This window comes from Pseudoalteromonas sp. SR43-3 (assembly GCF_014163875.1).
In the GTDB taxonomy this organism is placed as follows: Bacteria; Pseudomonadota; Gammaproteobacteria; order Enterobacterales; family Alteromonadaceae; genus Pseudoalteromonas; species Pseudoalteromonas distincta.
Genome location: NZ_JACJEC010000002.1, coordinates 1 through 19,428, shown reverse-complemented (window position 1 = coordinate 19,428; position 19,428 = coordinate 1). Strand labels below are relative to the sequence as shown.

Here is a 19,428-nt window from a genome sequence, read left to right as displayed (position 1 = left end):
TCATCTTCGTGATGGTTTTTATTATTGTGCTATAGTTTTCAAATGAAGTACTGAAAAACCTAGCAATTAATATGATTGAAACAGTAAAACTTACCGTTAAACTTTCTAACTTTTATAAAATGCCTTTGATCAATAAAGTTTTAAGTTTAGCTTTATTGATCTATATTGCTATTTTTTCAGCCTACTCCCTAACTAGCTTTCCTCCCTTACAAGTTCAAAACAATGTGTACGGTTTTACTACCGATTTTATTAATTTAACTGTCATTATATTTCTGTTTTGGATGGTTCAATGCTCTGAGCTATCTAAAAAAGCATATATTTTTTCTAGTTTTGGTTTATTACTATGGAGTATTGGCACCACGGCAGACGTGCTTGATGAGTTAGTTGTACAGCCTTACTGGGTAAGTGTTTATTTTGAAGACTTATGTAGAACCAGCGGCATGCTTTTAACTTCTTATGGTTTATTTAAAACTATGCGCTTTGTACAAAGTATTAATAACCGATTAGCGCGTGAGCTCATTATTGACGATTTAACCAAGGTACATAATAGACGTTATTTTTATCAGCACGCTAAAGGTGCTCAGCACTCACCTTACGTTATTTTAATTATCGATATAGACCACTTTAAAGCAATTAATGATGAGTTTGGTCATGATGTTGGTGATGTAATGCTTAAAGAACTAGCAACTAAATACGACAATGCTTTTACGCACCAAAACAAATTTGCTCGCCTCGGTGGTGAAGAATTTGGTGGCTACTTGCCTACAAATAATATGACGCAAGCGTGTGATTTTTCGCAGCAATTAATTGACCTTGCGCACACCATAAATATTCAAAACTCTCGTCACTTAACAGTAAGTATAGGTGTTGCAATGCAAACGCCTAATGAGCCTTTAGATAAAGTAATGAAGCGCGCTGATCAAGCTTTATATTTAGCTAAGAAGAGTGGCCGAGATCGTTTTGAAATTGCCCCGTAAGCGTTTTAATTATATAAAAACACGTCCTTATTGTTTGCACATTTACTACACATTTTAACGTTTTCGTAAGGAAATGTCAGTGAGGGTAATGCTTTGTAAATCATGAAATTAAAATAGAATGTTTGGGTCATAATGGGGATATTAATAATAAGGAATAACCTTAATGACCAACTCCCTTTTAAAAGCTGCATTACCCTTAAGTCTAATTACTATTTTGTCGGGCTGTGGCTCTGACGATAGCTCAAGCTCTACAGGTTACATCCAATTGTATAACGGCTCTTACAATAGCCCATACACACGTTTGTTTGTTGAAGAAACAGAGCGCTCAGGCGCTGATTTTGCTGATGTAACTACTCGCCATAACTACAGCACAGACACTTATGATGTAAGTTTTGAGTACCTAGATGCTAACGACAGCTATATAACAATTAGCGATCAAGAAATTTCTATTAAGGGTGACAAAACACAGTTAGTAGTAATGAGTGGTAACTTTGATGAGCCTACATTTACAGAGCTTAGCGTACCTATCTCAAGCGATACGGGTGAGTTTAACTTAGGGTTTTACAATATTGCAGGTGAGGATACTAACTACGATATTTACTTAGCAACTGATGATGGCGTATTTGAAAGCGCGACACTTTTTTCATCGGCTCAATATTTAAGTGAGTTAGATCTGCAAAGCGTTGATGAAGGTTATTACACTATTTACATAACAGAAGCGGGCAGCAGTGATGTTGTGTACGAGTCTTCATCTGTTTATTTATACGATGAAGCAAGTTATGTAGCAATGATCCGCCCAAGTTATGCAACAGAAGAAGGTGGTATTACGCTTGATGTAGTAACCGATAATAACTACGTTACTGAGCTTAAACACCAATCTGCTCTGGGGCAATTACGTTTTATAAATACCGTTGATGACTACTCGCCAGTAAGCTTTTCTGCTACACGCGGTACAACTGTAAACACAACAAATACAGTCGCTAGTGACTCTTATACCGATTATGTTGAACTTTCGCCTAATAGTTACAGCGTGGCGATGTACGATGAAGAAGGTACAAAACTAGCTGATAACTTTTTAATGACGCTAGAGCGCGAGCAAAGTGCGGTGGGTATTTTTTATAACGACGCAGATAACGGTTTACGTATGATGAGCGTTGAAGAAAATCTAACACCAAGCAGTTACAGCCATACGGTATCGGTTGTAAACCTAATTGAAAGCTACGCAGGGCAGTCGGTTTCAGATGTAGATGTGTACTTTACACTTAACGGCGAAACGGTAGACGACACTAGTAACGTAGTCGATGGCCTAGATAAGTATGACCAAGAAGAGCAGGTTGTAGATAACGAAATTTACACGGTTTATGTTGTTTACGAAGACAACGGCCAGCAAATTGTGCTTATTCAACAAAGCGATATGGACTTTACACAAGAGGGTAACTACATATTGATTTTAGAGCATGATGAAACAACAAGCTCTGGTTATAAGATGACCCTAGAGCGCACTATTACCGATAGTGTTGAATAAACCTAAACATATTAAGTAGCATAAAGCCTAAGCACTTTAAGTACTTAGGCTTTTTTATTGAACAAAATTTACCTACTCATTAATAATTAGGTACACTCAGGGCATAATAATTAATAAGAGTGTGCCATGGATGATTTAGTTGGGTTAGCCGTCATAGTAATACTGGTTGTAGTTGCCGGTGCTATTTGCGGCTTAATAGCGCTAGTGCAGTTAAATGCATTAAAACAAGAAGTTGCTGTTTTAAGGGCCAAAATAACACATCTACAAACACATAAATCGATATCGCAAAGTGAACCTCAAAGTGAAGCATCTACGGCTCAGGCAGCGCTTTCAAGATCAGAGCCAATTGCTCATAAAGCACAGCCAAACTTAACGTCCCAAAACGCGTCGCCACCTGTAATAAATCAGCTATCAGCGCCTCCTAAAAAAGCCAAACCAGTTGAAGCATCAGCCATAGAATTACTATTTAATAAATTACGCGCAGGGTTTGAGCAAAACTGGATGACCTGGATAGGCGCAATAGCGCTTGCGTTTGGGGGCATATTTTTAGCTAAATACAGCCTAGAAGCGGGATTACTATCACCTGTAATGAGGCTGAGTTTAGGTGGATTATTTGGGCTTAGCTTAATTGCAGCCGCAGCTTATTTACACCATAAACGCATTGTATTTGAAGGCTTTAATAATTACATACCCGCAGCGCTTGCAAGTGGTGGGTTTATTACTTGTTTTGCTTTAACGCTTTTAGCTTACAGTAGCTACGATATGCTTAGCCCTACCGTGGCATTTTTTGCGTTAGCTATTATAGCAATTAGTGCAAGCGCGATGGCGCTTAGGTTAGGCCCGCTATTGGCCGTGCTTGGTATTATTGGCGCTTACAGCGTACCAATATGGGTTAGCACTGGCAGTGGTAACTTATTTGCGCTGTTAATGTATATTGGCTTTGTAAGTTTGTCGGCTGCGTTAGTTGCACATAAAGTACAACGTATTTGGCTATGGTATTTACTATGGGTTGGGCACATTGGCTGGTATTTAGTTGGTTTTACGCTACTTAAAGCTAATACCGTTTGGTTAATGGGGGCATTAGCTTTACTTAGTATTGTAGGGTTAATTGCTATACCGCGCTTAGGTCTAAAACTAAATGTTATTGAACATCGCCCGCACAGTTTAAAACGCTTAATTAAAGTGCTTCCAGATCATGCATTACTACTCGCTTTTATTGCGCCCTTAATATTTACTATGTTGATCAGTCACTTTGATATGCAGTGGCAAGCAATCGGCGTGTTAAGTATTGTATTGGTGTTGTTTTTAGTCCTTAAAAATAGCCGTTGGGATATTTGGCAGGGCGTAGCGTTAGTTATTTCAACGCTATTAGTATTAGGCGCTGAGCGCACGCATCTTTCGCCAAATCTATTTGATGACGCCCTCTTTGTATTCAAAAATGAGTATGGTTTGGGTTTATTACTCGGGTTGTTACTTACCGCTTTTGGGCTCTATTACGGTAAAAAACAGATTAAGCGTTTAGCGTTTCATGTTACGGGGGCATTTAGTGCATTTGTAATGATAGCTACTTTATATACGCTTATTCCTAATTCTGCGTTAAGTACTGCATATCCACTTTGGGCCGTTGCATTGTTTGTAGTGGCGGCTATTTTAATAAAGCTCGCGCAGCATAATACAACGCTATTTCAGCGTTTTACTTATTGGGTAGGTGCTAATGCCAATATTACGTTAGCAATTACCATGCTATTAAGTGACAGCGGCCTAACCATTGCACTGGCTGTACAAGTATTACTTATAAGCGTACTTATTAAGCGCTATAACGTGCCTATGCCACATTGGCCTATAAAAGCCTTGGTTGCTGCGTTATTACTGCGCTTAACGCTTGCGCCTTGGACACCAAGTTACGATGCACTTACGGTATTTGGTTTGCATTGGAGTATTGTGGTTTATCCGTTATGTATTTCGTTATTTTTTGCCGCAGCTAAGTGCTTTGACTCATCAAAACTTAAAATATGGCTCGAAGGTGCAGCCCTTCATTGTTTAGCGCTTTTTATTACTACCGAAACAAGTTATCAGTTAGTAGGGCATTATCCGCAATTTGATTCACTTAACTTTTACGAACAAATACTCCTTACCTGTAACTGGCTGGCATTAGGGTGTGTGTATTTACACAGAGCAAAACTTGCCGGTACTTTAGCTAAGTTATATAAAGTGGCGGGTTTTGCACTTGCGGGGTTAGCAGGGCTTTTTGCTATTAAAACACTACTTGAGGATAACCCATTATTTGAATCACTTTACATAGGTGAGCTGCCAATATTTAACTGGTTATTACTATTGTGGTTAGTACCTGCAGGATTAACGCTTTGGCTGGCCAAGCTTGTAAAACCAATAAATGCTAAAGCTACGCCATTTATATTGGCCGTTGCAGGTGGCTTTATATTATTGGCAATAAACAGCTTTATTCGTCAGTACTGGCAAGGTCCTTACATTTACTTATCAAAAGGCGCAAGCAATGCAGAGCTCTATAGCTACTCTGTTATTTGGTTAGTATTGGGGGCGGGTACTGTTATTTTTGGGCATTTAAAAAATCAATTATTAATACAAAAAGTAGGCCTGGGCATACTAGCTGCCGTTATTGTTAAAGTGTTTTTAATTGATATGGCTAACTTGGAGGGCTTACTTAAAGCGCTTTCGTTTATTGGATTAGGGCTTTCATTGGTGGGGTTAAGTTGGTTGTTCCAAAAGCTTAGAAGCCGAGTAAATCCAGTTTAATTTTATGAACACTTTATAAAGCAAAGCCCAGTGAAGATACTGGGCTTTTTGTTTTACGCTATTACTTGATAGCTTTTAACTAGAACACTTTTAACTAGATCACTATGTACTGTGATTAAGCAGTGCCTTTAGTTTGCCCGGTTTAATTGGCTTACTTAAATAATGAATATTAGCGGCTTTGGTTTCTTGCTTAAGCTCGGTGTCGCGCACGGCGGTAATTAAAATAGCAGGGACTTGGCTTTGCCAAATTTCGCGCAGGGTTTTAATTAGCGTTATCCCATCGCAGTCATTGCCTAATTGATAGTCCATTAAAATAACATCGGGTGCACCGTTTTCTTTAGCATGCGCCAGTACATTATCTACGTTATCAAAAAGGGTGTAATTAGCTTGCCACTTTTTAAGTAAGCTTGCCATTGCTGCTAAATTTTCAGGGTCGTCGTCTACGGCAACAATATTAATTGCTGCACGGTTTTCTATTAGGCTGTTTGTAGTACTTTTTTGTTGTACAAACTGCTCGTCACCATAAGGTACCTCAATGCTAAAGCGGCTACCTTTATTTGGCTCAGAATGCACATCAAGCGGCAAACTTAATAAGTCAGCCATACGTTTTACAACACCTAAGCCTAAGCCTACGCCTTTGTTATCGCCCGACTCCACACGGTAAAAGTCGTTAAATATTTTGGCTTGCTCTACTTCGCTAATACCGGGGCCTGTATCCCATACTTCTATTCGTAAATTGTGCTTTCGGTTCCTGCAGGCAATTAATACACGGCCATTGTCGGTGTATTTAACTGCATTAGAGACCAAGTTTTGAATAATTCGGCGCAAATAGGTTATATCGCTGTGCACAATTTGTTGGTTTGAACGCACACTAAGCTTAAGGCCTTTATCACTTGATAAAATAGCGTATTCACTTTGTAGTGGCGCTAAAATATCTTCAATATAAAAGTGGCGAGGGGTAGGGGTCATAGCGCCTTGCTCAAGCTTAGCTATTTCAAGCAATGCCGACATTAAATGCACGGTTGAATCGAGACTGTCGCCTAGTTTTTCAAAGCTGTTTTGGTTAGTGCTGTCGAGCTGTTTTTCGTCAATAGCGGCAAGGTATAAACGTGCTGCATTTAACGGCTGTAAAATGTCGTGGCTCGCCAGTGCTAAAAAGCGCGTTTTACTGTCGTTGGCTTGCTCTGCTTCTCGTTTAGCTAAAGTAAGTGCTTGCTCGGTTTGTACACGACTATCTATTTGAGCTTGTAAGTCTTTATTAATAGTTTGCACTTCTTGAGTACGTGCTTCTATGCGATTTTCAAGATCCATGTTTACTTCTTCAAGTGCATTTTGCGTACTTATGTGGTTTGTAATATCCGAAAAGCTGGTAACAAATCCGCCATCGGGCAGCGGATTACCAATCATTTCGTATACTTGGCCATTACGACGGTGGCGAATAAAATGATGCGAGCTGCCATATTTTAAATGCTGTACACGTTTTTCTACTTGGCGTTCTATTTCCCCAGGGCCACATTCACCACGGTTAGCGTTGTATCTAATAATGTCTTCTATGGGTTGGCCTACTTCTAAAAAGCCTTCAGGGTAGCCAAACATTTCATTGTAGCGTTTGTTCCATGCAACGAGTTTTAAATCTTTATCAACAACTGAAATACCGTGGCTTAAATTTTCGAGTGAGGTAAATAACAGATTTTGATTAAATTGCAACGCTTGTGTGGTTTCGTCAAAAAAGTTTACAACTTCTTCAAACGCCATACGTTTACCCGACGATACCGTATGTATTAACGCTTGTGCCGACGATGCACCAAGCACGCCCGTTAATGCGCGTTCGCAGTAAGCTATAAATTCAGGCTCTGGGTGTGCGTTGTTATCGCTTAAATGATGGGCGAGTGCGTAATGGGCCAACACTTGTTGGCTGCGCTGAATACCTAGAAAGGTTTGCAGTAGTATTTTAAAGTCGTAAACGGTGGCTTTTACGTCTTTATTTAAGCGCCTTGATAAAATAGCCTGATCTTTAGGGTTAACAAAAGCAGCGGCCTGAATTTTATCAATTAAGCGCTCCTCAGCCCCAAGTGAAAAACTAATATAACAACCAATATTGGCAAACAAAGCTATCAAGGTTCCACGCGTTATAAGCGTTTGTTGCAGCTCGCTATCAAGGGTTGTGCCGGCATCGAGTATTGGCAGCATTAAAAATAGTATCCAGCAAATAAAGCCTGCGACCAAACCCGCATACACCCCATAAGCATGACCTTTTCGCCAATATAAACCACCCACAATAGAGGGCAGCAATTGGGTAACAAGTGAAAATGCGACCAAGCCCATACTGGCCAGTGCGCTACTATGGCCAAACCATTGCTGATAGAAATAGGCCAAAATTAATATGCCTGCAATAGCAAAGCGCCTTACAAGTAATATACGAGACTTATAACTGCTGGTAATTAAGTTACGTTTAAACTTTCTACGCAGCATTAACGGCAATACCACATCGTTTGAAATCATCGTGCTTAATGTAAGCGTTGCTACCACTATCATTGCGGTGGCGGCAGATAGTCCACCTATAAATACAAAAGTGGTTAAGAATGCATTGTCGTTAATTAGCGGTAGGGCAAGTACAAAGCTGTCGGGTGAATAGCCGCTGCCAATTTCAGGATGAATGGCCGCAGTCGCAATAGGTAAAATCATTGCGGCTGTTAGTAGTAAATACAGCGGAAAAGCCCAGCGAGCGGTAAGTAAGTGGCGTTTGTTTTGGTTGTCGACCACGGTTACATGAAACTGGCGAGGCAAACATATAATAGCCGCTGCAGCCATTAAAGACTGGCCAATAAAGTTAAAGCTAAAAAAGTTAAAATCGCTCCAGTGACCCCAAATAGATTCAGTTACTTTGTTCGTGGTGGCTTCGGGTAAATTAAAAAGTGTAAATACTGCAAGCCCCGCAACGGCAATAAGAGCAATAAGTTTAATCATAGATTCAAATGCAACAGCGAGCATTAAGCCAGAGCGATATTCAGTTACATCAACTTTGCGAGTACCAAAAAATATAGCAAATAAAGCCATAATTAGTGTGGCAGAAAGCGCGAGCATATCGCCGGATATTTTATTACTGTTTTGCAAAAGTAAAAAGCTTGTACTAAGCGCTTTTAATTGCAGTGCAATGTAGGGAATGGTTGCCAGTAATGCGATTACAGTAACCATTATTGCTGTAGTTTGACGTTTGCCGTAACGAGCTGAAATAAAGTCAGCAATAGTAGTTATATTTTGTTTTTTACTTACCAGTACCAGCTTACGTAAAAATCCTTGGCCGAATAAAAACAGCAACGCAGGGCCTAATAATATTGGCAAGTAACTCCAACTGCTGGTGGCGGCTGTTCCTACCGAACCGTAATAAGTCCAAGAGGTACAGTAAATCCCGAGTGAGAGTGAATACACAAATGGGTGATGGCTAATACGCTTTGCTAAAGGGGTTGTTTTATCGCCCCAATTGGCAAGCCAAAACAGCACACCTATATAACTTAAAGCAACAATAATGAGTACGGCAGTCATGTTGTTATTAAACCTTATTATTTTAAATAATCCCTCATCCCTATGAGGGATTAACACAATACCAGAACTGAGGTTAAGTGTGAGGGTTGAATTTAAAATAAAACTTTTATTTTATTTATATCTTACTGAATATTAACAGTAAAAATAAAACACCCTTGAGCATTAGACTAATGTCGCATTAATGACCAACTTATCTATTTAATCATAAAGCCAGCTTACAAAAACAGCCTAAGTAATTGAAATAATATAAAAATATATAAAACACGCTTGAATGATAAATACAGTTTACGTAAACGTTAACAAGCTGTTACGACTATGGTCTCAATTCAATATGTAACCAGCGTTGCTAAATTGGTAAGCGAAGATAAAAAACCACTCATCGCGATATTGCGGTGCTTAAAGGGGAAAACAAAAATGGCTTTTAAAGATGAAGAACAAGCAAAAGCTTATTGGGCAGAAAACATTTCGCTGTTATTTAAACTGTTAGCAGTGTGGTTTGTCGTGTCTTTTGGCTTTGGCATATTACTGGTTGATGTACTTAATGAAGTACGTTTTTTTGGGTTTAAACTTGGCTTCTGGTTCGCCCAGCAAGGCGCGATTTATACCTTTGTTGCTTTGATTTTTGTGTACGTTTTCAAAATGAATACGTTAGATAAAAAATACGGCGTAGACGAATAGGAGCTAAGCAATGGATGTTCAAACACTCACGTTTTTAATTGTTGGTTTAAGCTTTGCGCTTTATATCGGCATAGCAATATGGGCCCGAGCGGGTTCAACCAAAGAGTTTTATGTAGCGGGCGGCGGCGTACCTCCTCTTGCTAATGGTATGGCAACAGCTGCCGATTGGATGAGCGCCGCGTCGTTTATTTCAATGGCGGGTATTATTTCGTTTGCAGGTTACGATGGCAGTGTTTACTTAATGGGGTGGACAGGTGGTTATGTACTATTAGCCATGTGTTTAGCGCCTTACTTACGTAAATTCGGCAAGTTTACTGTGCCAGACTTTATTGGCGACCGTTACTATTCACGTACCGCGCGTTTAGTTGCTATTTTTTGTGCCATATTCATTTGTTTCACTTATATAGCAGGGCAAATGCGTGGCGTAGGCGTGGTATTTTCACGCTTTTTAGAAGTAGAAATTGAAACCGGTGTTTACATTGGTATGGTGATTGTATTCTTTTATGCGGTACTTGGCGGCATGAAAGGCATTACCTACACACAAGTAGCGCAGTATTGTGTACTTGTATTTGCATACCTTGTACCAGCCATTTTTATCTCGATGATGATGACGGGTCATTTCTTCCCACAAACCGGTTTTGGTGCCACATTAATTGGCAGCGATGGCGTGTACGTACTTGATAAATTAGATGGCTTAAGCGCTGAACTTGGTTTTGCGCAATATACCGAAGGCTCTAAGAGCATGATTGACGTATTTGCTATTACTGGTGCGTTAATGGTAGGTACTGCTGGTTTACCACATGTAATTGTACGCTTTTTCACTGTACCTCGCGTAAAAGACACACGTATTTCTGCTGCATGGACTCTTGTGTTCATCGCCATTGTTTATACTACAGCACCTGCGGTTGCAGCCTTTGCTCGCGTAAACATGGTTGATACTATTAATGGTAAAGACGGTAGCGGTACAGCTTACGCAGAAGCACCAGGATGGATTAAAAACTGGGAACGCACAGGTTTAATTACATTTGATGATAAAAACGGCGATGGCAAAATGTTCTACACGGCGGGTAAAATCACCGATCCGAACAGTGCTAACGAAGTAAATGTAGACCGCGACATTATGGTATTAGCAAATCCAGAAATTGCTAATTTACCAGCATGGGTAATTGCACTTGTAGCTGCCGGTGGTATTGCCGCTGCATTGTCTACAACCGCAGGTTTACTACTGGTTATTTCGACCTCCGTTTCGCACGATTTACTCAAGCGAACCCTCAAGCCCGATATTACCGACAAGCAAGAGTTACTTGCAGCGAGGTTGGCAGCCATGGTCGCTATTGTTATCTCCGCGTACTTTGGTATTAACCCGCCTGGATTTGTGGCATCGGTAGTGGCATTTGCCTTCGGCTTGGCGGCAGCGAGTTTCTTCCCAGCAATTATTATGGGTATATTCTCTAAAACAATGAACCGAGAGGGCGCAATTGCAGGCATGGTAACGGGTATTGGCTTTACCGCTGCGTATATCATCTTCTTCAAGTTTGTAAGCCCTGAGCTTAATAATCCTGAACATTGGTTTTTAGGTATTTCGCCTGAAGGTATTGGCTTAATTGGTATGATTATTAACTTTGTAGTAGCTGCAGTTGTTCTTAAATTTACTCAAGCTACACCTATTGAAATTCAAGAAATGGTAGAAGGTATTCGTAACCCTAAAGGGTCAGCTGAAGCGCACGATCACTAGGCAACATTTATAGATATAGTAAAAAAATATAAAGCACCCAAAGCCCGACTTTAGTCGGGCTTTTTATTTGTTTAATAAATAAGTACATTAGATTGGTACATCACCATTTAAAGAGCGAATACAATGAGTGTAGAACAACAAGAAATAGCCCAATACGTTTGTTTGCAAGCGCCTTTTACTATGCTTGATAGCAGCGCATGCGAATACTTTGTAAATCATCTTGATATTATTTACCTTACCCGCGAAAACCAAACTCAGTGGTTACAAAGTGAAAACCCTAAACTATTTTTAATTCGCTCTGGTTTGTACGACCTCGTTGATGGCAAGGGCGATGTTGTTACGCGCTTAGCGCAAGGTGACTATTTTGGTTTTCCTTCGCTATTAACCGGTGAGGCAATTCAAAATAGGTTAGAAGTACAAAAAGAGGGGATAGTGTATATGCTCTCTCAAACGCACTTTGATTTTTTACGCAGAGAATATAAATCGTTTGAGCAATACTTTGTACGCGCTCATGCTAACCGGTTGTTGTCATCGCATTATAAAAGTAAAAACGATAGCTGGTCGGAACGTAAAATATCAGAGCTGATGACGCGCACAGCAATTACGCTTACGCCCGATGCAAGTATTAGGCAAAGCGCTAAAAAAATGAAAGAGCATGGCGTATCGTCAATAATGATAACGCAGCACGCGCACTTAGTAGGGGTTGTGACCGACCGCGATTTACGCAACCGAGTACTTGCCGACGAGGTAGATCCACAAGACGCAGTAAGCAGTATTATGACCGCAAAACCTAAGTTTATATTTGAAAATAACCGGGTGTTTTCGGCGCTGCACTTAATGCTTAAATACAATATTCACCATTTGCCCGTGCTTGACGAAAACCATAACCCGATAGGGATGATAACCAGCACCGATTTACTGCGCCAACAAAAAAGTGACCCCGTACAGCTTATTGGGCGCATATATAAAGCGCACACTGTTACTGATTTAAAACGCTACGCTAAAGAAATTCCCGAACTTTTGCGTAGTTTTTCGTACAACATTGACGACATATCGCTAATTGGTAAATTACTCAGTGGTTTAACCGATGCGCTTACATCGCGCCTGATTCACTTATTTCAAGAAGAGCATGGCGCAGCGCCAACCAGCTTTAGTTTTATTTGCTTTGGCTCGCAAGCACGCGAAGAACAAACCCTGCATTCAGATCAAGATAACGGCTTATTACTCCCTAACGACTTAACCACCGAGCAACACGCTTACTTTAAAAGTATGGGGGAGTTTGTATGCGAGAATTTAGTTGAGTGCGGCATTAGGCGTTGCCCAGGTAATATTATGGCAAGCAGTGATGAGTGCCGTATGAGCGTAAACGACTGGAGCGAGCGCTTTTTTAAATGGATAAAAAGCCCCACACCCAATGCAATGCTTAACTGTAAGATATTTTTTGACCTGCGATTTATTGAAGGTTCAAACGCTTTATACACGGCTTTTTGCGAGCAACTAATTCGTATATCGCGTAACGACTTATTCTATGCCGCAATGGCAACCGACATAAGCAGCAACAGCGTGCCAATTGGTTTATTTAATAAATTTAAAACAGAAAAAACAGATCAAAATAATAAATACATAGATTTAAAAAAACGCGGTGTCGTAATTATAAATGACATAGTGCGGTTATACGCTTTAAAAGCGGGTATTAGGCGCGCCAACACGCAAGAGCGGTTGGACGCACTACTAAAATATAAACTGATCAGCAAAGAAGATATATACAACCTAAAAGACTGCTGGCGGTTCTTAACGCAGCTGCGCTTGAGTACACAAATAAACGAAGAGGGCTTACCGAGTAATTGTATTAATCCTAATAAATTAAACTCACTAGAGCGCCATCAACTAAAAGAAGCGTTTTATCTTGTTAAACAAGCGCAGCAAGCCGCTGCGTTTAAGTTTGCTCGCGGCAGTTTATAATGATGGATTACTAACATGGTAAAAAAGCTGCTCACTCGGTATTTAAAGCGCCGTAAATTACTAGGCAAAAATGCCTTACAACAACGTTATTTGGTGATTGATTTAGAGCTAACTGGCCTTGATGCAAAACAGCACGAAATTGTATCGGTAGCGTGGGTGATAATAGATAACCAATGTATAAAAATGAGCGAGTCGCAGCACCTTATAAATAAAAACGTAAAAAGCCTTGAGCAAAGCCCTGTTTTTCATGGAATTAGCGATGATGCTATAGCAAAGGGGCTAAGCCTAAACAGTATATTAACGCAACTAAGTAGCCACTTTAGCGACTGTATTTTAGTGTTTCATAATGCCATGCTCGATTGGGGGTTTTTAAAAATAGCGCTTAAAAATGCCAATATAACTATACGTCCTAAACTCATAATCGACACACTGTATATTGAGCAAAAGCGCTTACTCCATCATTCAACTGAAATAAAACAAGATGATTTAACCCTTAATGCTTGCCGCACACGTTATGAGTTACCAAGCTATCATTGCCATCACGCACTGACCGATGCACAAGCCACTGCCGAGTTACTGCTAGCCCAGTGTCATCAAATAAGCCGTGGCAAAGAGTTAAAAGTAGGCGAGTTGATGTAGGTTGGCTGAAGGCGGGGCTTTATGCCGCGCGAGATAAACTCCCGCCTACAATAAAGAGCAGTTTACTTTTATTGTTATCCGTATAACTATAGGTACAGTTACGTAATCATTATCTAACTAATCACTTCAAGGACGATCATGAAACTCATCACTGCCATTTTCTTAACCTTATTCCCACTCATCACTTTTGCTAATTCAGGCTTACCTACAAGCCGTCAAATTTCGGTTCAAGGGACTGCAGAGGTGCTTGCCGTTCCTGATATAGCTAAAATACTATTTCAAATTATAAGTATTAAAAACGAACCTTTAGCAGCTAAGAACGATCTTGATAATAAAGTTAATTTACTAATTGACGGACTAAGTCAATTTGAAATAACTGCCGATGATGTAGTCGCCTCAAGTGTTAAAGTTGAAAAAACGGGTATGGATTACATTGAAACAGGGCATCAGGCTCCCGCTGAATACGCAGCTATAAGGATTTTTGAAGTAACACTTAAAAATATTGAAAGAGTGAATGATTTAAGTGATTTTTTATTGAATTTAAAAGTAAATGCGATTCAAAGTACTGAGTTTTTATCTTCAAAAGCTGAGCTGTTACAAGCACAAGCTGCACAACAAGCACTTAATAACGCAAAAGAAAAAGCAAATATGCTTGCTAACTCCTTTGATACAAAAGTGGGTGAAGTACGCACTATTAGCTCAACTCAAAAAAGTGTTTACAGTGGTTTTGGTGCAGCGGTTAAAAAAATAGATAGAGTAAATCCAATAAGCGATTCTTTTCCTAAAGCTCGCAAAAATTATCTACAACAAACGGTAAGCTTTAAATCATCAATAAACGTGGTGTTTGATTTAGAAATAAATGATTAAGTTAAAATTTTCATTTCAAATACATTTTCATAATGTAAGCTGGCTTTAAGTTTTTGATTAATTTGAAGGTAGCGATACTATGAGCGATGAAAGCAACACATTAAAAGCACAAACCGAGGCAAAAGTAGCCGCTGGGCGAAAAGGTAATCCTGATTTTATGAAAGGTGTTGATGAAAGTATTGCTCAAGCAAAATCCTTTCAAGAGGGTGCAAATGCACTTAATTTAGCTCAAAGTGCCCCACGCTTTGAGCTGCCGAATCAAAAAGGTGAGCAAGTTTTATTAGAAGAACTACTTGCACACGGACCTGTGGTTATTACTTTTTATCGTGGTAGTTGGTGTCCGTACTGTAATTTACAACTGAAAGCACTGCAGTCACGTTTACCTGAAATTCATGCTTTAGGCGCACAATTGGTGGCTATTAGCCCGCAAGTACCCGATGGCTCAATGAGCGAAAGCGATATAAGTAACATGGATTTTTTAGTGCTGAGTGATCAAAATGCCGATGTAGCAGCAAGCTACGGCGTAGCATGGCAAGTGCCCACATTTTTACTCGAGCATATGCGAGTAGACCGAGGCCTAGATTTAGAGTCGGTTAACAATGGCAATAGTAGTGTTTTACCGATCCCTGCCACCTTTGTTTTAGATAAACAAGGTAAAGTGACTTGGCGTTATGTTGATGTTGATTATCGTACTCGTTCTGAGCCAGAAGATATAATTAACGCTTTGAAAAATTTAGTATAAAAAACTTAATTTTAAAAGTCAGAACCCTTGAAGAGCTTGCAATGCCTAAGCTCTTCAACGTTAATTTAAAGTTTCTAATGCTTCCCTCTTATAATCAGATGCAAGGTCGATTACAATACAGACATCTAAAAGGCGTATTGCCTTTATCTGCACGCTAAAAGAGTGGATTTTATATTTCATGGCAATCAAACTTGCAATTAATGGTTTTGGTCGTATTGGTCGAAATATTGTCCGCGCGTTATACGAGTCTGGTTTGAGCGACGATATAAAAATTGTTGCGATTAACGAACTTGCTGATCCTGAAGCTATTGCTCATTTATTAAAATACGACACATCCCACGGTCGTTTTTCTTTTCCTGTAAAACTTGGTGAAGACACCATTAGTGTTGCAGGCGATACCATTGCACTTTTTTGTGAAGAAAACCCAATTGAATTACCTTGGCAAACGCTCGATGTAGACGTTGTACTTGAATGTACGGGTGTTTACCACTCGCGTGAACATGCGCAGTTACATATTACCGCAGGTGCTAAAAAGGTGTTGTTTTCGCATCCGGCCGATAACGATGTTGATGCTACGATTGTGTATGGCATTAACGACGATGAGCTTAAAAGTGAGCACACAATTGTTTCTAACGGATCGTGTACAACTAACTGTGTTGTGCCGGTTATTAAAGTATTAGATGATGCATTTGGTATTGAGTCGGGCGCTATTACAACGATTCATGCGTCGATGAACGATCAACAAGTGATTGATGGTTATCATCATGATTTACGCCGTACTCGCGCTGCAAGCCAATCAATTATTCCAGTTGATACAAAGCTCGCTCGTGGTATAGACCGTATTTTACCTAAATTTAAAGGCCGTTTTGAAGCCATCGCCGTACGTGTACCTACTATAAATGTCACGGCAATGGATTTAAGTGTAACGGTTAATACCGATGTAGATTTAAATGCAGTAAATAATGCACTTAAAGCACAAGCAAAAGACCGCTTAGAAGGTATTTTAAGTTATACCGAAGAGCCGCTTGTATCGGTTGATTTTAATCACGACCCACATTCTTGTATTATTGATGGCACACAAACACGTGTTAGTCACAAACGACTGATAAAGTTATTAGTATGGTGTGATAACGAATGGGGTTTTGCTAATCGTATGCTCGACACAGCGCGTGCTATGATGGCAGTGAATAAGTAATTTATTAATATAATAATTTTAAACGTATTTTTCAGGTTCAGTATCGTTAACTAAGGAGATGTTCATGTCGGTCATAAAAATGGCAGATTTAGATTTAAACGGCAAACGCGTATTAATTCGTGAAGATTTAAATGTACCAGTTAAAGCAGGTAAAGTGACGTCAGATGCGCGTATTCGTGCAGCACTACCTACTATTAAACTAGCCCTTGAGAAAGGCGCTAAAGTAATGGTTATGTCACACCTTGGCCGTCCTACGGAAGGGGAATACGATGAGGCGTTTTCGCTTGCACCTGTAGCTGATTACTTAAACGATGCCCTAGAGCAAACTGTACGTTTAGAAAAAGATTACTTAAACGGTGTTGATATTGCTGATAACGAAGTGGTTGTTTTTGAAAATGTGCGCTTTAATAAAGGCGAGAAGAAAAACGACGAAGCGCTATCTAAGCAACTAGCAGCACTGTGTGATGTATATGTAATGGATGCATTTGGTACGGCTCACCGTGCACAAGCGTCTACCCATGGCGTTGGCTTATTTGCCGATGTTGCATGTGCAGGTCCGCTGTTATCGGCTGAGCTTGAAGCGTTAGGCAAAGCACTTGATAATCCAGCGCGTCCATTAGTAGCGATTGTTGGTGGTTCTAAAGTATCTACTAAGCTTACCGTTTTAGATTCACTTTCTAAAATTGTTGACCAATTAGTTACCGGCGGCGGTATTGCAAATACCTTTATTGCTGCATCAGGTAGCCCAGTTGGTAAATCGCTTTACGAACCTGATTTAATGGATGAAGCGAACCGTTTATGTGCAGCAGCGATTGCTAATAATGGTGAAATTCCGGTACCGACTGACGTAGTGGTTGGTAATGAGTTTTCTGAATCTGCTGTAGCTACACTTAAAGATGTAAGCGAAGTAACAAGCAATGATATGATTTTTGATATTGGCCCTGATACAGCGAGCAAGCTTGCAAAAATTATTGCAAATGCAGGCACTGTTGTATGGAATGGTCCAGTTGGCGTGTTCGAGTTTGACCAGTTTGGTAATGGTACTCGTGCTATTGCACAAGCAATTGCTAACTCAAATGCGTTTTCAATTGCGGGTGGTGGTGATACCTTAGCCGCAATCGATAAATACGGCATTGCCGATAAAGTATCTTATATTTCTACTGGTGGTGGTGCGTTCTTAGAGTTTTTAGAAGGCAAAAAACTTCCAGCAGTTGAAATGCTAGAGTCGCGCGCTAAGTAATTTTAGTGGCGTAAGGTGAGGGGGTAATAGCCCTCACCGACAATTAATTACTAAATACCTCTCACCCTAATTTAGTCGTTAATTTAGACGGAATATTACTGCAAAGCAGTGGTTTTTCGTGGCGTTGTTATAACGCCAAACTAACACATCCGTTCAAACTAGATGGTAGGGAACTACTGTCGATAAATTGGAGAATACCCAATGGCTTTAATCAGTATGCGACAACTTTTAGATCATGCAGCAGAGCATGGTTACGGCGTACCTGCTTTTAATGTTAACAATCAAGAGCAAATGCGCGCAATAATGGAAGCGGCTGACAAAACAAACAGCCCAGTAATCGTTCAGGGATCAGCTGGTGCACGTGCTTATGCTGGTGCTCCATTTATTCGTCATATGATTTTAGCAGCCGTTGAAGAATGGCCACATATCCCAGTTGTAATGCACCAAGATCACGGCACGTCGCCAGGTGTATGTCAGCGTTCAATTCAGCTTGGTTTTTCATCAGTAATGATGGATGGCTCGTTAATGAGCGACGGCAAAACTCCTTCAAGCTACGAATACAATGTAGAAGTAACGCGCGAAACAGTTGCTATGGCGCATGCCTGTGGCGTATCGGTTGAAGGCGAGCTAGGTGTACTTGGTTCACTTGAAACAGGTGAAGCTGGCGAAGAAGATGGCGTTGGCGCAGAAGGGTTATTAACAACTGATCAAATGCTAACAGACCCTGAAGAAGCGGCTGACTTTGTAAATAAAACACACGTTGATGCGCTTGCAATTGCTTGCGGTACTTCACACGGTGCTTATAAATTTACTCGCCCACCAACAGATGACATTTTAGCGATTGATCGCATTAAAGCGATTCATGCTCGTATTCCTAACACGCACTTAGTGATGCATGGCTCATCTTCAGTTCCTCAAGAATGGTTAGAAATTATTAATCAGTACGGTGGCGAAATTCCAGAAACTTATGGTGTGCCAGTTGAGCAGATTGTTGAAGGCATTAAGTTTGGTGTTCGCAAGGTAAATATTGATACCGATTTACGTTTAGCATCTACCGGTGCAATTCGCCGTCATATGGCGCTTAACCCATCTAACTTTGATCCACGTAAATACCTAGCTGAAGCTACAAAAGCAATGACAGAGATTTGCGTTGCACGCTATAACTCGTTTGGTACTTCTGGTCAGGCTAGTAAAATTAAGCCAATTTCACTTGATGAAATGCACCTTAAATACTTAAGCGGCGAACTAGACCCTAAAATTAGATAATAGATCAATTTATAATTGATCATTATTAGGGCCTGTTTATCTTTCGAGGTTGAATTTGCAGCAGTATGTTTGGTATTTAGGCAAGGCAGAGCCTATGCAGTGTGGTTATTCCCCATAAATAGGCGATAACGTGGAATAAATGCCAAACATGCGCTGCCCGAAGGGCTGAGGGATCCCCACTTTATCCAGCGGCCTCTTTTTCGTAATTCAAAATAAAGTTTTTTAAACTTTTTTCTATATAGCTTTGTGTAATACGTCTCTTACATAGCTTTATGACTTGCTTGGCT

At 40.2% G+C, this 19,428-nt stretch carries 13 protein-coding genes; 12 read left to right on the top strand and 1 reads right to left on the bottom strand.

The genetic code is table 11. The annotated features are described in order from the left end of the window. The first annotated feature begins 71 nt into the window (after positions 1-71). From H5088_RS02410 to H5088_RS02400, 3 genes are all read left to right on the top strand, one after another. Positions 72-977, top strand: coding sequence for a GGDEF domain-containing protein (locus tag H5088_RS02410; protein ID WP_182752135.1), 906 nt, complete (start codon positions 72-74; stop codon positions 975-977). A 163-nt stretch (positions 978-1,140) separates the two neighbouring features. Beyond that, on the top strand, positions 1,141-2,502 hold the full coding sequence (locus H5088_RS02405; protein WP_182752134.1) for a hypothetical protein: 1,362 nt from the start codon (positions 1,141-1,143) through the stop codon (positions 2,500-2,502). A 126-nt stretch (positions 2,503-2,628) separates the two neighbouring features. After that, positions 2,629-5,274 (top strand): DUF2339 domain-containing protein, encoded by a 2,646-nt coding sequence (locus H5088_RS02400; protein ID WP_182752133.1) that lies wholly within the window; start codon positions 2,629-2,631, stop codon positions 5,272-5,274. A 102-nt stretch (positions 5,275-5,376) separates the two neighbouring features. Here H5088_RS02400 and H5088_RS02395 read toward each other — a convergent pair whose 3' ends face one another. After that, the gene (locus H5088_RS02395; protein ID WP_182696468.1) at positions 5,377-8,817 is read right to left on the bottom strand and encodes a PAS-domain containing protein; all 3,441 of its coding nucleotides are present in this window, start codon (positions 8,815-8,817) and stop codon (positions 5,377-5,379) included. Positions 8,818-9,231: 414 nt separating this feature from the next. On the opposite strand from H5088_RS02395, the gene H5088_RS02390 reads away from it, so the two are divergent. From H5088_RS02390 to fba, 9 genes are all read left to right on the top strand, one after another. Next, positions 9,232-9,495 (top strand): DUF4212 domain-containing protein, encoded by a 264-nt coding sequence (locus H5088_RS02390; RefSeq protein ID WP_002961535.1) that lies wholly within the window; start codon positions 9,232-9,234, stop codon positions 9,493-9,495. Positions 9,496-9,505: 10 nt separating this feature from the next. Next, complete coding sequence (locus H5088_RS02385) at positions 9,506-11,230, top strand: sodium:solute symporter family protein (protein WP_002961534.1); 1,725 nt, start codon at positions 9,506-9,508, stop codon at positions 11,228-11,230. A gap of 123 nt (positions 11,231-11,353) precedes the next feature. Then, entirely contained in the window at positions 11,354-13,192 is a 1,839-nt protein-coding gene (locus tag H5088_RS02380; protein ID WP_182752132.1) for a DUF294 nucleotidyltransferase-like domain-containing protein, read from the top strand. 15 nt (positions 13,193-13,207) lie between these two features. Next, positions 13,208-13,831, top strand: coding sequence for a 3'-5' exonuclease (locus H5088_RS02375; protein WP_182752131.1), 624 nt, complete (start codon positions 13,208-13,210; stop codon positions 13,829-13,831). 138 nt (positions 13,832-13,969) lie between these two features. Further along, positions 13,970-14,698, top strand: a complete 729-nt coding sequence (locus tag H5088_RS02370) for an SIMPL domain-containing protein (protein ID WP_182752130.1) — start codon at positions 13,970-13,972, stop codon at positions 14,696-14,698. A gap of 79 nt (positions 14,699-14,777) precedes the next feature. Beyond that, complete coding sequence (locus tag H5088_RS02365; RefSeq protein ID WP_182711872.1) at positions 14,778-15,440, top strand: peroxiredoxin-like family protein; 663 nt, start codon at positions 14,778-14,780, stop codon at positions 15,438-15,440. A gap of 178 nt (positions 15,441-15,618) precedes the next feature. Further along, positions 15,619-16,635 (top strand): erythrose-4-phosphate dehydrogenase, encoded by a 1,017-nt coding sequence (gene epd / locus H5088_RS02360; protein WP_002961528.1) that lies wholly within the window; start codon positions 15,619-15,621, stop codon positions 16,633-16,635. Between the two features lie 64 nt (positions 16,636-16,699). Then, a complete protein-coding gene (locus tag H5088_RS02355) occupies positions 16,700-17,875 on the top strand; it encodes a phosphoglycerate kinase (RefSeq protein WP_002961525.1) in 1,176 nt (391 codons plus the stop codon). A gap of 201 nt (positions 17,876-18,076) precedes the next feature. Then, a complete protein-coding gene (gene fba / locus H5088_RS02350; protein WP_002961523.1) occupies positions 18,077-19,141 on the top strand; it encodes a class II fructose-bisphosphate aldolase in 1,065 nt (354 codons plus the stop codon). Positions 19,142-19,428 lie beyond the last annotated feature (287 nt).